This is a genomic window from Streptomyces sp. ADI95-17, assembly GCF_003846175.1.
GTDB classification, from domain to species: Bacteria; Actinomycetota; Actinomycetes; order Streptomycetales; family Streptomycetaceae; genus Streptomyces; species Streptomyces sanglieri.
In genome coordinates this window covers 712,403-726,958 of sequence record NZ_ML123047.1, presented here as the reverse complement: position 1 = coordinate 726,958, position 14,556 = coordinate 712,403, and the positions used below count along the sequence as shown (strand labels likewise).

General features: G+C 71.9%; 13 protein-coding genes and 1 tRNA gene. 4 read left to right on the top strand and 10 right to left on the bottom strand.

Features of this window, described 5'->3' with window-relative positions; genetic code table 11:
- Positions 1-55: 55 nt before the first annotated feature.
- Together EES42_RS22255 and EES42_RS22250 are read left to right on the top strand one after the other, a co-directional pair.
- Positions 56-871, top strand: coding sequence for a YceI family protein (locus EES42_RS22255; RefSeq protein ID WP_124719984.1), 816 nt, complete (start codon positions 56-58; stop codon positions 869-871).
- 74 nt (positions 872-945) lie between these two features.
- Positions 946-1,416 carry a PPOX class F420-dependent oxidoreductase gene (locus EES42_RS22250; protein WP_124719983.1) on the top strand — a complete coding sequence of 157 codons (471 nt, stop codon included), beginning with the start codon at positions 946-948 and terminating at the stop codon, positions 1,414-1,416.
- Positions 1,417-1,491: 75 nt separating this feature from the next.
- On the opposite strand, the gene EES42_RS22245 is transcribed toward EES42_RS22250, so the two are convergent.
- Positions 1,492-2,271, bottom strand: coding sequence for a TetR/AcrR family transcriptional regulator (locus EES42_RS22245; RefSeq protein ID WP_124719982.1), 780 nt, complete (start codon positions 2,269-2,271; stop codon positions 1,492-1,494).
- A 98-nt stretch (positions 2,272-2,369) separates the two neighbouring features.
- Entirely contained in the window at positions 2,370-3,899 is a 1,530-nt protein-coding gene (locus EES42_RS22240; protein ID WP_124719981.1) for an MFS transporter, read from the bottom strand.
- 131 nt (positions 3,900-4,030) lie between these two features.
- Here EES42_RS22240 and EES42_RS22235 point away from each other — a divergent pair, with 131 nt between their 5' ends.
- Complete coding sequence (locus EES42_RS22235) at positions 4,031-4,894, top strand: endonuclease/exonuclease/phosphatase family protein (protein WP_124719980.1); 864 nt, start codon at positions 4,031-4,033, stop codon at positions 4,892-4,894.
- A 3-nt stretch (positions 4,895-4,897) separates the two neighbouring features.
- Here EES42_RS22235 and EES42_RS22230 read toward each other — a convergent pair whose 3' ends face one another.
- From EES42_RS22230 to EES42_RS22200, 7 genes are read right to left on the bottom strand one after another with little or no spacing between them, the layout of a single operon-like run.
- The gene (locus EES42_RS22230) at positions 4,898-7,126 is read right to left on the bottom strand and encodes an ArnT family glycosyltransferase (protein ID WP_124719979.1); all 2,229 of its coding nucleotides are present in this window, start codon (positions 7,124-7,126) and stop codon (positions 4,898-4,900) included.
- Positions 7,123-8,469: a bifunctional glycosyltransferase family 2/GtrA family protein gene (locus tag EES42_RS22225; protein ID WP_241196506.1), complete on the bottom strand. Its 1,347-nt coding sequence runs from the start codon at positions 8,467-8,469 to the stop codon at positions 7,123-7,125. The genes EES42_RS22230 and EES42_RS22225 overlap by 4 nt, the downstream gene beginning before the upstream one ends.
- A 26-nt stretch (positions 8,470-8,495) precedes the next feature.
- Positions 8,496-10,226, bottom strand: coding sequence for a HAMP domain-containing sensor histidine kinase (locus tag EES42_RS22220; RefSeq protein ID WP_206433534.1), 1,731 nt, complete (start codon positions 10,224-10,226; stop codon positions 8,496-8,498).
- Positions 10,219-10,959 (bottom strand): response regulator transcription factor, encoded by a 741-nt coding sequence (locus tag EES42_RS22215; protein ID WP_124719978.1) that lies wholly within the window; start codon positions 10,957-10,959, stop codon positions 10,219-10,221. Before EES42_RS22215 ends, EES42_RS22220 begins: the two co-directional genes overlap by 8 nt.
- Before the next feature lie 34 nt (positions 10,960-10,993).
- A complete protein-coding gene (locus tag EES42_RS22210; RefSeq protein WP_124719977.1) occupies positions 10,994-11,932 on the bottom strand; it encodes an amidohydrolase family protein in 939 nt (312 codons plus the stop codon).
- A 38-nt stretch (positions 11,933-11,970) separates the two neighbouring features.
- Positions 11,971-12,852 (bottom strand): DUF2797 domain-containing protein, encoded by an 882-nt coding sequence (locus tag EES42_RS22205; protein WP_124719976.1) that lies wholly within the window; start codon positions 12,850-12,852, stop codon positions 11,971-11,973.
- 36 nt (positions 12,853-12,888) lie between these two features.
- Complete coding sequence (locus EES42_RS22200; RefSeq protein WP_124719975.1) at positions 12,889-13,308, bottom strand: MarR family winged helix-turn-helix transcriptional regulator; 420 nt, start codon at positions 13,306-13,308, stop codon at positions 12,889-12,891.
- Positions 13,309-13,364: 56 nt separating this feature from the next.
- On the opposite strand from EES42_RS22200, the gene EES42_RS22195 reads away from it, so the two are divergent.
- On the top strand, positions 13,365-13,889 hold the full coding sequence (locus EES42_RS22195) for a DUF6790 family protein (protein WP_124719974.1): 525 nt from the start codon (positions 13,365-13,367) through the stop codon (positions 13,887-13,889).
- 157 nt (positions 13,890-14,046) lie between these two features.
- Here the strand turns inward: EES42_RS22195 and EES42_RS22190 are convergent.
- A tRNA-Arg gene (locus EES42_RS22190) sits at positions 14,047-14,119 on the bottom strand.
- Between the last annotated feature and the right edge of the window lie 437 nt (positions 14,120-14,556).

The window sequence follows — 14,556 nt, the reverse complement described above, 5'->3', positions numbered from 1 at the left end:
CGTCCCCGCCCCGGGGCCCGACTCATTGAGTCGTTGAGCAAGGAGAGAAATCGGGATGGGACTTCGCGCACAGGTACGGACGCGGGACGGCTGGGCGGTCCAGCACGCGGTCGTGACGGTCACCGACATGACCGGCGCGCAGGTGCTGCGGGCCGCGGCGAACGAGGACGGGGCGGTGCGGACCGACACTCCTCTGCAGGCCGGCGCGTACACCGTGATCGTCACGGCGGTCGGGTACGCCCCCGCCGCCTCCACCGCCCTCGTCACGGCGAGCGGGCGGGTCGAGGCCGGCACGGTGGTGCTGGCCCGCCAGGGCGGCGTTGAGCTGCCGCCGCCGGGCACCTGGTCGCTGGACCCGGCGCACTCCTCGGTGGCCGCGGTCGCGCAGCACCTGGGGATCTCCAGCGTGCACGGCCGGTTCACCGAGTTCAGCGGCCGGATCGAGATCTCGGAGGAGGTCCACCGGTCCCGGGTCGACGCCGTCATCAGTGCGGCCAGCATCGACACCGGCAACGGCATGCGCGACAAGCACCTGCGGTCGCCCGACTTCCTCGACTCGGACCGCTTCCCCGAGATCACCTACCGCTCCATCGGGCTCGCCCCCGCCGGCCCCGACCGCTGGACCGTCCACGGCCGGCTGTCGATGCACGGGGTCGAACGCCCGGTCGACCTGAACCTGAGCTACCTCGGCACGGGCCCGGACCCGTGGGGCGGGGTGCGTGCGGCCTTCAGTGCCACGGCTGAGCTGCGCCGCGAGGACTTCGCCATGAACTACAACCAGGTGGTGCAGGCGGGCATCTCGGCGATCGGCACGACACTGCGGGTGGAGCTCGACATCCAGGCCGTGCAGGGTGAGTCCCTGCCGTCGTAGCCACCCGTGCGGGGCGGGTGCCCGCCGTCGTGGTCACCGCGCGGGGTACGTCCCCGCCGTCGTAGTCTGCGGACATGGCACCCAATATCGCGACGAACACGGCCGTGGAACTCGACGAGTTGCTGGCCTTCGTACGGCCCAGGCACCGGGCGATCCTGCTGACCACCCGGTCCGACGGCCGCCCCCAGGGCTCCCCGCTGACCTGTGGGGTCGACGACGCGGGACGGATCGTCGTCTCGACCTACCCCGAGCGGGCCAAGACCCGCAACGCGAAGCGGGACGCGCGGGTCAGTGTGATCGTGCTGTCGGACGAGTGGAACGGGCCGTGGGTCCAGGTGGACGGTTCGGCCGAGGTGATCGACTCGCCGGAGTCGGTCGAGCCGCTCGTCGAGTACTTCCGGAACATCTCGGGTGAGCACCCGGACTGGGACGAGTACCGGGCGGCGATGGTGAAGCAGGGGAAGTCGATCATCCGGATCACTCCGGAGCGGTGGGGTCCGATCGCCACCGGCGGCTTCCCGGCCCATCTGGCGTCCGACGGCTGAGCGGACGGCGGGCGACGGAGGTCGGCGGGACCGCTGAGGGGCGGAGTACGCCCCTCAGCGGTCCCGCATCGCCCCTCAGCGGTCCCGCATCGCCCCTCGGCGGTCCCGCATCGCCTCGATGCCCGCGATCAGCAGGTCCAGGGCGAAGGTGAAGTCCCGGTCGCGCATCTCCTCGACCGTGTCGCCGCCGCGGGCGTCCATCACTTGCTGCGAGGACTCCATGATGTCGCTGAGATGCGGCTGGTCTCGGATCGTGGCCATCGCCTGCTGGTAGTACTGCTCCTGGCTGATTCCAGCGGCCGCGCTGCGCTGCGCGAAGTGGCCCTCGACCGTGCCGAATCCGTATACGAACTGGAAGACCGCGGAGAGCGCGCCGGTCTGGTGTTCCAGCGGCAGGCCGGTCGCCCGGATCACGTCCTGGACGGCGTACGACATCAGCATCGCGTGCGGGCCGATGTTGAGGAAATGCCCGGCGAGCATCGACACCCAGACGTGCCGGACCAGCAGCTCCCGGTACTCGACGGCCATCCCGCGCAGCCGGTCGTGCCAGTGCGCGTCCTGCGGCGGGGGCGTGAACTCCCGGTAGACCGAGTCCAGGGCCAGTTCCAGCAGGTCGTCCTTGGTGTCCACGTACCAGTACAGGGACATCGCGGTGACGTCGAGCTCGGCGGCGAGCCTGCGCATGGAGAACTTGGCGAGTCCCTCGGCGTCCAGCAGCCGGACCGAGGTCGCCGTGATCCTGTCCCGGTCCAGGCCCGCCGCCTGGTCCGGTTTGCGGGTGCGCGACGGTGTCCGCTGATCCAGCCACACACTGGTCCTGGCGGGGTTCTTCACGCGGTCGGCCGCAGACACCATGGCGCACTCTCCTCGTCTTGCCGGCGGGGCGGACCGGCCGCGTACGCGTGACCCGCGCACGGAACGGATCCCTACGGTCCGGTGCGCCCCTCCCGATGCTATGCCGCCGCGGCGGTGCCGGTGGAGTCCGCCCGGGCGGACTCCGTCCGCTCAGCGCGGCGCAGCAGCACGGCGGCGAGCAGGCCGCCGACCAGCACCGCGACCGCTCCGAAGAGCTGGCTGGTCTCCAGGCCCGAGGCGAAGGCGTCCGTGATCCGGGCCCGCTCACCGGCGTCGGCCGCCGAGGCGAGCGCGGCGGGCAGCGAGGCCGCCCCGACCGCCGCCGGCACCAGGGCCGCGAACCGCGAGTTGAGCACCGCGCCGAGGACGGCGACCCCCAGGCCGTTGCCGAACTCGGCGAGCGTGCCGTTGACCCCGGCGCCCACCCCGGCCTTCTCCGGCGGAATGGCGCTCATGATCGCGTTGGCCATGGCGGGCATGGCGAGCGCGATGCCCGCGCCCATCACGACCAGGCCGAGCAGCATGCCGCCGTAGCCGTCGCCGCCGAGCAGCGCGATCGCGGCGAGGCCCGCGGCCAGCAGGCTCATCCCGGACGCGATGGTGAGCGGCGTACCCAGCTTGGGCACCAGCCTGGCGCCCAGGCCGGTGAGGTTGAGCGCGACGACGCTCAGCGCCAGCGGGGCCGTGCGCAGACCGGCCTCCAACGGCTCGTAGCCGAGCACGAACTGGAGCTGCTGGGTGAGCAGGAAGAGCGAGCCGCCCATCCCGAAGGCGACCAGGATCGCGCCCGCGACCGCCCCGATGAACTTCTGGTTCCGGAAGAAGTGCATGTCCAGCATCGGGTACGGGATGTGCAGCTCCCACAGCACGAAGCCGGTGAGGACGGCGACCCCGACGAAGGCGGTCAGCAGCACCTGGCCCGACGTCCAGCCGTGCCCCGGGCCGGAGATGATCGCGTACACGACGGATGCCATGCCGATGGTGGAGAGCAGGGCGCCGAGCAGGTCGGGGCGCTCGCCGCTGGGGTTCTTGGACTCCGGGACGAGCCTGGCCACGGCGACCAGTCCGATGACCGCGACCGGAATGTTGATCAGGAAGATCGCGCCCCACCAGAAGTGGTCGAGCATCACCCCACCGATCAGCGGCCCGACGGCGAACCCGAGCGAACTGACGGTCGACCAGATGCCGATCGCCTTGACGCGCTCGGTCTCGTCGAAGATCTGCACGACGACGGCGAGCGTCGTGGTCATCAGCAGCGCACCGCCGATGCCCATGCCCGCACGGGCGGCGATCAGCTGTACGGAGGTCTGGGCCAGCCCGGCCACCAGCGAGCCGATGCCGAACAGGGCGAGCCCGGCGATCAGCATCTTCTTGCGGCCGTAGCGGTCGGCGGAACTGCCGGCCGTGAGCAGCAGGCCCGACTGGACCAGCGAATAGGCGTTGATCATCCACTGCACATCGGCGGTGGAGGCGTCCAGCTCCCGGGTGAGGGAGGGGATCGCGACGTTGAGGACGGTGTTGTCGAGCAGCACCGTGAGCTGGGCGAGACAGATGACGCCGAGGATCAGCCAGCGTTGCGGATGGCTCGGCGACGAGAGGTGGTTCTGCTCGGCGGCGGTCGCCGTCATACGGACTCCTGATCCCTTATACGGTGTACGAGTAGCAGGCGTCGTACACCGTATAGCCAGCCCTGTACGGCGTACAACACATTTACCCGCGGTACCGTGCTCGCCGCTGATCCGACAAGGGCTGGAGTGGTATGTCACTGCGTCGTCGTACGGTGGAAGTGCTCGTCGCGGCAGGGCTGTCGGTGACCGCCCTGGTGCCGCCCGCAGCGGCGGTGGGCCAGGGACACGGGCACTCGGTGCCGCTGCGCGTGGCCACGTACAACATCCATGCGGGCGCCGGCATGGACAACGTCTTCGATCTCGACCGGCAGACCGCCGAGCTGCGCTCGCTGGACGCCGATGTGATCGGGCTCCAGGAGGTCGACGTCCACTGGGGCGACCGCAGCCAGTGGCGCGACCTGGCCGGCGAGCTGGCCGAACGGCTGGGCATGCAGGTGTCGTTCGCCCCGATCTACCGCCTCGATCCGGTGACGCCGGACGCGCCGGAGCGGGAGTTCGGCGTCGCGGTGCTGTCCCGGTACCCGATCCTGAGCGCCGAGAACCACGACATCACCCGGCTCTCCACCCAGGACCCGAACCCGGTGCCGGCGCCCGCGCCCGGCTTCGGTGAGGTGGTGCTGCGGGTGAAGGGGCTGCCCGTGCACGTGTACGCGACGCACCTCGACTACCGCGGCGACCCGTCCGTCCGGATCGCCCAGGTGGCCGACACCCGCCGGATCATGGCCGAGGACCGGGAGTCGGAGCGGCGGCCGGTGCGGCAGATCCTGCTCGGCGACTTCAACGCGGCGCCGGCCGCACCCGAACTCGCCCCGCTGTGGCAGGAGCTCGACGACGTGGAGCCCGACGGTCCCACGTACCCGGCGCAGGATCCGGTGCAGCGGATCGACTACGTGGCGGTGTCGAAGGACACCGTGCGGGTACGCGACGCGGCGGTGGCCGAGACGCTCGCCTCGGACCACCGCCCTGTTGTCGCGGACCTGTTGCTGCGGCGCTGAGCCTCAGCCGCTCTTCTTCGGCCGGGTCAGGTCGTAGAAGGTGGCGCTGCCGGCCGTGACCTCCTCGAAGTTCTCCTCCACCCAGGACGAGATCTGCGAGGAGGCGCCGTTGCCGCCGCCCATGCCGCCGCCCCCGCCCATGCCGCCGGAGATGAAGTAGTGGATCCGGCCGTCCTCGACGTACTGCTTGAACTGGGCGAGCGTCGGGGACGGGTCGCTTCCGTTGAAGCCGCCGATCGCCATCACCGGTTCGCCGGTGGCGAGTTGGTAGCTCGCGGCGTTCTGCGAGCCGATGGCCGCGGCGGCCCAGGTGTAGTCCCCGGCGTTCTTCTCCAGGAGCTTCTTGGCCTCGGTGCCGACGGACGCGCCGTTGAGCAGTCCGCCCATGCCACCGCCTGCGCCGGGGCGGCCCTCGCCCATGCCCATGCCCATGCCCATGCCCATGCCCATGCCCATGCCCATGCCGGGCATGGCACCGGGCTGCTGCCCATTCCGCGAGGTTCCGGGCAGGCCGTTCGCCTGGCCCTGGCCCTGGCCTTGTCCCTGGCCTTGTCCCTGGCCGGGCGGGGTGCCGGTCGGGGGCTGCCCCATGCCGCCACCCTGCTGGTTGCCCTGCTGACCGCCCTGCCCGGGGAATCGCATCCCGCCGCCCGGGCCACCACCGCGGCCACCGCCGCCGGGCCCGCCCATGCCACCGCCCGACGGGCCGGCCGTGACGATCGAGCCCTGGTGCCCGGTGTTCAGCGTGCTCACGGCGTACGCGGTCGGCCCGGCCAGCGACGCGGCGAAGCCCAGGCCCACGGCGACGAGCGCCACCCGGCGCCCCGTCCGGGACGCCAGCAGCAGCCCCAGCGCGCCGGCGATCCCGGCGACGAGCACGGCCGTGCGCAGCCACGGCAGGTAGTCCGTGGTCCGGCCCAGCAGCACGTACGACCAGTACGCCGTCACGGCGACCGTGCCGCCGAGCACGGCACCCGCCCACCAGCGGGACCGCTCCTCCCACAGGACCGTGGCGCCCATGCCGATCAGCGCCGCGAGGTACGGGGCGAGGGCGACCGTGTAGTACTGGTGGAAGATGCCGGCCATGAAGCTGAAGACGACCGCCGTCATCAGCAGCGAGCCGCCCCAGGCGAGGAACGCCGCACGGGCCGTGTCCGTCCGCTTCGCCCGCCAGGTCAGCCAGACGCCCGCGACCAGCAGGATCAGCGCGGCGGGCAGCAGCCAGGAGATCTGGCCGCCGATCTCGGAGTTGAACATCCGGCCGATGCCGGTCTCGCCCCACTGTCCGCCGGCCCCGCCGCCCGGACCGCCCCCGCCGCCGACGCTGCCGGTCTCGTCGCCGTTGATCCGGCCCAGGCCGTTGTAGCCGAAGGTCAGTTCGAGGAAGGAGTTGTTCTGCGAGCCGCCGATGTACGGGCGGGACGAGGCGGGCCACAGTTCGACGATCGCGACCCACCAGCCGCCCGCGACGACCGTCACGAGGGCCGAGAGCCCGAGTTGGCCGAGCCGTCGGCGTACCGGAACCGGCGCGCACAGCGCGTACAGCACGGCCAGCGGCGGCAGGATCAGGAACGCCTGCAGGGTCTTCGCCAGGAACGCGAACCCGACCGCGACGCCCGCCCACACCAGCCACTTGGTGCGGCCGCGCTCCAGTGCGCGCAGCACGCAGTAGACCGTGACGGTCATCAGCAGCGCCAGCAGCGCGTCCGGGTTGTTGAAGCGGAACATCAGCGCGGCCACCGGCGTGAGCGCGAACACCACCATCGCGATCAGCCCGGCGACGGCGTTGAAGCGGCGGCGTACGCCCGCGTACAGCACCCCGGCCGTGGCCACCCCCATCAGCACCTGCGGGAGCAGAATCGCCCAGGAGTTGAGGCCGAGGACGCGCACCGACAGGGCCATCGGCCAGAGGGAGGCCGGGGGCTTGTCGACGGTGATGGCGTTGGCCGCGTCCAGCGAACCGAAGAAGAAGGCCTTCCAGCTGCGGCTGCCCGCCTGCGCGGCGGCGGAGTAGAAGGAGTTGGCGTAGCCGGAGGCGCTGAGGTTCCACAGGTACGCGCCCGCGATGACCAGCAGCAGTACGAGGAAGGCCGGCCGCGCCCAGCGCGGGTCCTCCGGCCTGCCCCACCGGATCCGGTGCGCCAGGGAGCTGTTCGGGCGTCCGTGGACCGGTGCGGTGGGCGGTGGGGACGTCGGCGGGGCCGGAAGGTGGTCGGGATGCAGCGCGGTCATCGGACGTTCCCCAGTTCGTGGTGAGTGTCATCGGCGTGCCCGGCCGAAGGGGCGGCCGCGGCCGGGCCGTCCTCGTACGCCTCGCGGCTCCGGTCCGTCCGGTCCGGGAAGACCCAGGCGCGGAAGAGCAGGAACCGCAGCACGGTCGCCGCGAGGTTGGCCGCGATCAGTACGGCGAGCTCCGTGCCGTGCGACGGGGATCCGGAGGCCGCTCCCAGCGCGGCCAGTGATCCGCTGGTCAGCGCGAGGCCGATGGCGAAGACGACCAGGCCCTGCGCCTGATGGCGGACGGCTCCGCCCCGGCCCCGTACGCCGAACGTGAGCCTCCGGTTGGCCGCCGTATTGGCGACGGCCGACACCAGCAGCGCACCGCCGTTGGCGAACTGCGGGCCGACGCCCAGCCGGAACAGCGAGTACAGGGCGAGGTAGACGAGCGTGGAGAGCGCTCCGACGACGCAGAACCCGACGAGCTGCCGGGCCAGTCCGCCCGGCACTCCGCTCAGCGCACGGTCACGCGGATCGTCCCCGAAGGGCCGGGCCAGCCGGTCCAGCGGCAGTGCGCCGACCGCCAGCGCCCGCCCCACCCGCCACACGCCCTTCAGGTCCTCGGTCGCCGTCCGCACGATGTGGACGGTGGAGTCGGGGTCGTCGACCCAGTCGACCGGCACCTCGTGGATGCGCAGCCCGGCACGCTCGGCGAGCACCAGCAGCTCGGTGTCGAAGAACCACCCCGAGTCCTCCACCATCGGCAGCAGCCGCTCCGCGACATCGCGCCGGACGGCCTTGAACCCGCACTGCGCGTCGCTGAACCGGGCGGCCAGCGACGAGCGGAGAATGAGGTTGTAGGCGCGCGAGATGAACTCCCGCTTCGAGCCCCGCACCACCCGCGAACCACGGCTCAGCCGGGAGCCGATGGCCAGGTCGGAGTGGCCCGAGATCAGCGGGGCGACCAGCGGCAGCAGCGCGTTGAGGTCGGTGGACAGGTCGACGTCCATGTAGGCCAGGACCGGCGCGTCCGAATGCGACCAGACGGTGCGCAGCGCCCGCCCCCGGCCCTTCTCCTCCAGCCGGTACGACCGCACCCGGGGCAGTGCCGCCGCGAGCCGGGCCGCCACCTCCGGCGTCCGGTCGGTGCTGGCGTTGTCCGCGACGGTGATCCGGAAGCCGTACGGGAAGGTGCGCGCCAGATGGTCGTGCAGGCGCAGCACACACGGTTCGAGGTCCTTCTCCTCGTTGTAGACGGGTACCACCACATCGAGTACGGGCGCACCCGCCGCATCGACCGCTCCGGCGAGGAGGTGGTCCCGGGCCGGCAGGGTGCCCCAGGGGGTGTCGGTTCGCATGTGACCGACACTCACCGGCCCCGCTGTCACGCCGGTGTGCTGAGCCTGTCCCCCTGCTGTGAGTACGGACCGGTCTGCTGTGCGTCCGGAAGGTCCTGCGGTACGTCCGGACCGGTCTGCTGTGCGTCCGGAACGTCCTGCTGTACGTACGGAACGTCCTGCTGTGCGTCCGGAACGTCCTGCTGTACGTACGGACCGGTCTGCTGCATGTACGGAACGTCCCGCAGTGCGTACGGACCGGCTGCGGGCTCCGCGGGCAGATGGACGGCGAACACCGTGCGTCCCGGCACCGAGTCCACCTCCGCCCGGCCGCCGTGCGCGGCGACGACGGCCTGCACGATGGCGAGCCCGAGCCCGGTGGAGCCCGCGTTGCGGGAGCGCGAGGCGTCACCGCGGGCGAACCGCTCGAAGACGTGCGGCAGCAGCTCCGGCGGAATGCCGGGCCCGTCGTCCTGGACCTCCAGCGTCACCCACGGCCGGCCGGCCGCGCACCGCACCCGGACCGTGACGGTGGTGCCGGGCGGAGTGTGGGTACGGGCGTTCGCCAGCAGGTTGACCAGCACCTGGTGGAGCCGGGTCGGATCACCGTGCACGGTCGCGGGCTCGTCCGGCAGTTCGAGGCGCCAGTGGTGGCCGCCGCGGCCGGCGGCGCGGGCGTCGCTCAGCGCGTCGACGACGACCGGGGAGAGGTCGGTGCTCTCCAGGCCGAGCGGGCGTCCGGCGTCCAGCCGGGCGAGCAGCAGCAGATCCTCCACCATGCCCGTCATCCGCTCCGCCTCGGACTCGATCCGCCCCAGGGCGTGCCGGGTGTCGGGGCCGGTCTCCTCACCGCCGCGCCGGGTCAGTTCGGCGTATCCGCGGATCGAGGCGAGCGGGGTGCGCAGCTCATGGCTGGCGTCCGCGACGAACTGGCGGACCCGTTTCTCGCTCTTCTGCCGGGCCTCCAGCGCCGAACCGACGTGCCCCAGCATCCGGTTGAGCGCCGCGCCCACCTGGCCGACCTCGGTACGCGGATCGGCCTGGGCCTGCGGGACCCGTTCCAGCAGGGCCACCTCGCCGCTGTGCAGCGGGAGTTCGGAGACCCTGGTCGCGGTCGCGGCGACCCGGCGCAGCGGCCGCAGCGCGACGCCGACCATGGCGGCGCCGGCGATCCCCGCCGCGATCAGTCCGGCGGCGGTGACGCAGACCTCGACGAGGACCAGGGTGGTGATCGCGGAGCCCACCTCGGCGGCGGGCAGGCCGACCAGGACGGTGGCGCCGTGCGGATCGGTGACGGCCTCGACCCGGTTGGCCCCGAGCCCCGGCAGGTCGACGGTGCGCGCGTTCTCCCCGACGGAGAGGTCCGCCGCCGCCAGTGCCCCGCTCTGGGCGGCGGTCATCGGCTGTCCGCTGTCCTCGGAGCCGGGCCCCGGCGTGGTGGTGCTCGCCACGACCACGCGCGACTCGGTGACCGAGCCGTCCTCCAGTACCGCCCCGAAGGCGCCGACGGGCAGCCCGCGGGAATCGACGAAGGCCAGCGGGTCGAGGCTCTTCGGCACCCCGCCGCCGGGCATCGGGCCCCCGCCGGGCGGCTTCGCGGCCCGCATGGCGACGGTGTGCAGCTGGTCGTCGAGCTTGCCGTACATGTAGCTGTGGAAGGCGATGGTGGTGACCGTCCCGATCACCGCGGCGACGACGGCGATCAGTGTGACCGCCGAGACCACCAGCCGGGTCCGCAGCGTCCACGGCCCCCGCCACCTGCGGGGGCGCCTACTCACCGGGCTTGATGAGGTATCCCGCCCCGCGCCGGGTGTGGATCATCGACGAGCGTCCGGCGTCGATCTTCTTGCGCAGATACGAGATGTACAGCTCGACGACGTTCGCCTGTCCGCCGAAGTCGTAGTTCCACACCCGGTCGAGGATCTGCGCCTTGCTCAGCACCCGGCGCGGATTGCGCATCAGGAAGCGCAGCAGCTCGAACTCGGTCGCGGTGAGGTGGATGGACGTACCGCCCCGGCTGACCTCGTGGCTGTCCTCGTCGAGCATCAGATCGCCGACGACGAGCGTCGACTCGCTGCGCACCGCCGCCGTGCCCGAGCGCCGGATCAGCCCGCGCAGCCGCGCCACGACCTCCTCCAGGCTGAACGGTTTGGTGACGTAGTCGTCGCCGCCCGCCGTGAGACCGGCGATCCGGTCCTCCACCGCGTCGCGCGCGGTCAGGAACAGTACGGGCACCTCGGCGAGCTCCCGCCGCAGCCTGCCGAGCACGGCGAACCCGTCCGTGTCGGGCAGCATCACATCGAGGATCACCACGTCGGGCCGGAAGGTGCGCGCCATCCGGACGGCCCCGGCACCGTCCCCGGCGCTGCGCACCTCCCAGCCCTCGTAGCGCAGCGCCATGGACAGCAGCTCGGCGAGGGGGGCCTCGTCGTCCACCACCAGCACACGGACCGGGGTGCGGTCCGCCCTCAGCAGTTCGGTACGCCCCTGGGGCGAGGTCGTCGTCGTCATGCCCCAACCCTGTGAGGCTCCCCTGAAAGGGCTCTTACCCGTTTCTGTGAATTCCCTGAGAAAAGGGCCGGCCCGGCGACGGCGGCCGGCCCGGACCGAACAAGGCGCTCGCGTTCCCGTGACAGACCGCCCGCAGCCAGTCGTCCCCCAGCTCCAGCCGTTCCAGCGCGTGCAGTTGATGGGCGTACGGGTATGGGATGTTCGGGAAGTCCGTACCCAGCAGGATCCGGTCCCCGAGCGCCGCGAGCCGCCCCCGTCCGTCCGGCGGGAACGGGCTGAAGCCCTCCGTGAAGTCCGTGAACGCCATCGTCGTGTCGAGCCGCACCTCCCGGTACGTCTCCGCGAGCGCCAGGAACTCCGCGTACTCCGGCATCCCCATGTGCGCCACGATCAGCGGCAGCCGAGGATGCCGGGCGAGCAGCCGGCCGACCGGCTCCGGGCCCGTGTGCCTGCCGGGCGCCGGCCCCGAGCCGCAGTGCATCACCACCGGGATCCCGGCCTCCGCGAGCAGCCCCCAGACCGACTCCAGCAGCGGATCGTTGACGTCGTACGCGCCCACCTGGACGTGCGACTTGAAGACCCGCGCGCCCGCCTCGACGGCCTCGCGCACGTACCGCTCCACGCCCTCCTCCGGGAAGAAAGTCGCGGTGTGCAGACAGTCCGGCACCCGGCGGGCGAAGTCGGCCGCCCAGCCGTTCAGCCAGGCGGCCATCCCGGCCTTGTGCGGGTAGAGCATCGAGGTGAACCGGAGCACGCCGAACGAACGCAGCAGCGCGAGGCGTTCGTCCTCGTCCTGCCGGTAGGCGATCGGCCACTCCATCCCGGTCAGCGGCCCCGCCGAGTCGAAGTACGCCCAGACCTTGCTGAGCACCCGCTCCGGCATGAAGTGGGTATGGACATCGATGATCCCGGGCAGCCCCAGCCGCTGCCAGAACCGTACGACGTCGTCGGCGTCACCACTCGTTCCGCTCATCCCGAGCCCCTCTCACCGTTCGGACGCCTCCGACGATCTCAGAACAGCCCGTCCTGCACGCCACCGCCCCCGAGGTCCACCACCGGCACCCCCACCCCGGCCCGCGGATCCGCCGCCACCAGCTCCCACCCGGTCATCAGCCGGGTGTCCAGCACCACGACCCCGTCCGTCGGCGTCGCCAGATGCAGATCGGGACCGGCCGCCGCCACCAGCCGCCCCGCGACCACGCCCCCGGCCACCAACTCGGTGACGGCCCGGGCCACCTCCACCGCGCCGTCGAGCCCGAACACCCCGGCGTGGTCGACCGACCCGAACGGCAGCCGCTCCAGCGACCGGGGCCACCCGGCCCCCTCCAGCGCCACGGCCCGCCCGTACAGCTCCGCCACCTCGGCACGGCGCTCCGCCGCCCCCGGCAACGCCCCGCGCACGGCCCGCTTCCTCGCGTACGGAATCCGGTCCGGCACCCCGAGCGCCGACCGCAGCAGCTCCTCGGTACGCCGGCACGCCATCAACGGCCCCCGCCCCAGCCAGCTGAACACCACGGCCCCCTGCTCACGCAGCCGCGCCGCTTCCCGCTGCTCGGCGGTGATCCCGACCTTCACCATGCCCGGCCCGAACCAGGCGAGATACACCCGGTACGTCCTCGGGTCGTCGGCGATCGTGTCGGCGGCCACCGAATGCGCCCGGTCCAGCCGCGCACACTCCGGACACCGCGCCCCCGTGCTCCGCCCCGACACCACGGCCCGCACCGGACACACGTTCCCGCGCGCCCCGATGCACCCGCGCTCCCCCTCGGCCCGGAACCCGAACTCCGCCCCGTAGCCGAGCGCACTCACCCGTACGTCCCCGCCCCGCAGCCAGCCCAGCACGGGCGGCCCCTGCACATCCGGCCACCGCAGCCCGGTGCACTGCCAGCCCATCGCCACCACCATCGCCCTCGACGCGTAGAGGCACCCTCAGTCGGATGCGAGGAACTCGGCCAGCCGAAGGGTGTCTTCGAGGTAGCGCTCGTAGGGGAATCCGGCCGCGACAAGCCCGGCGCGGAGCTCGTCGTAGAGCGGTTTCCCGGCGGTGTGGAAGGCTTTCCGGCCGGCCTCTGTGAGGCGGACCAGCCGCCGCCGCGCATGTTCGGGGTCGATGGTGATCTGCACCAGGCCACCCGCTTCGAGTGGCCGCAGCGCCCGGCTGATCGCCGGGTCCGACACCGACAGCGCCTGCGCCAGCCCATGCTGCGTCACCGGCTCGATGTCCTCCAGCGTCCCCAGAAGCCGTATCTGGCTGTAGGTCAGACCGCCGGGGTCATCGGCGCGCTGCCGCGCCGCCTCGCCCAGCAGCATGACCACGCGGTGCAGCAGGTCTGCGAGTCCGTCGTCCACACCACCACCCTACCCCATCATTGACGGGTTAATATTAACTAGGTAAGACTGAAGCCATGGACACCTTCTCCTATCTCGCCCGGTCCGCGTTCCCCCTGGTCTGGATCCTGGTGCCGGCCGTCGGAGCCTTCGTGCGGACCCGCCACGCCCCGTCACCCCAGCAGGCACTGGAGACCTGGCAGCGCTGGTGGGCCATCGGCGCCTTCGGCTGCGGCAGCCTGTGGATGACGGTCGCGTTCCTCGCCTTCCCGGACGTCATGGCCACCGCGATCGGCTTCGACCGGACGCCCTTCATGTTCGAGATCGCCTTCGCCAACCTCGGGCTGGCCGTCATGGGCTTCCGGGCCGCCTCGGCAACCGCCCGCGAGCGCATCACCATCGGACTCGGCGGCGGAATGTTCCTCTGGGGAGCCCTGGCCGGCCACGTCTACCAGTGGTTCGCCAACGGTGACCACGCCCCCGGCAACACCGGCGGAGTCCTCGTCAACGACCTCCTGATCCCGGCAGTCATGATCATCCTGGCCGTGCGGTCCCGACGCCTGTCGGCCACACCCCGGCCGGCCGCGGACATCGCCGTCTGACCGACGCGCCCGGCCGACGCGTTCAACTGCCCTGTTCGGGATGTGGCGGCGCGTCGTCGGGAGCATCCGGCCCCGCTCCGGCACGGCTGTTCACACAGGCCCTGAAGACAAAAGCCAGAGGCCCTGTGGATTGCTCCACAGGGCCTCTGGTGTGCTGTGCACTCGGCAGGATTCGAACCTGCAACCTTCTGATCCGTAGTCAGATGCTCTATCCGTTAAGCTACGAGTGCTTGTGCTTCCCGGTTTTTTCTTCCCGGTCGGCGTCGCGAGAACAACATTACATGACCTGCGCCGTAGCGCGAAATCCATTAGCTCCACCCGCCCCGGCCTGCGGAAACACCGTGTTCGACGGTCGCGGGAACGGGTCGCCGCACCCCCCATGACGCGGGCGGCGGACGAGGCGGGTCCGCATGTGGCCGGGGCCGCGCGCCGGCGGACCGGGCGCCGGGGTGCGTGTCAGCGGCGCCTTTCTCCACGGACGTTCACGCGGTCGCCGCCGCTGGGCCGGAAACGTCAACTTCGCCAGTCCCCGATTCACCCTGAACAGGGGTGGGCACACCGGGCACAGCGCGGGCTTCCGGTCATGACGGGGTGGGCGGGAGGGAATCCCGTGACGGGTGCGACGGGCGCGGCACGGGGACGGCGGCGCGGGGAACGGAGTGGCGGG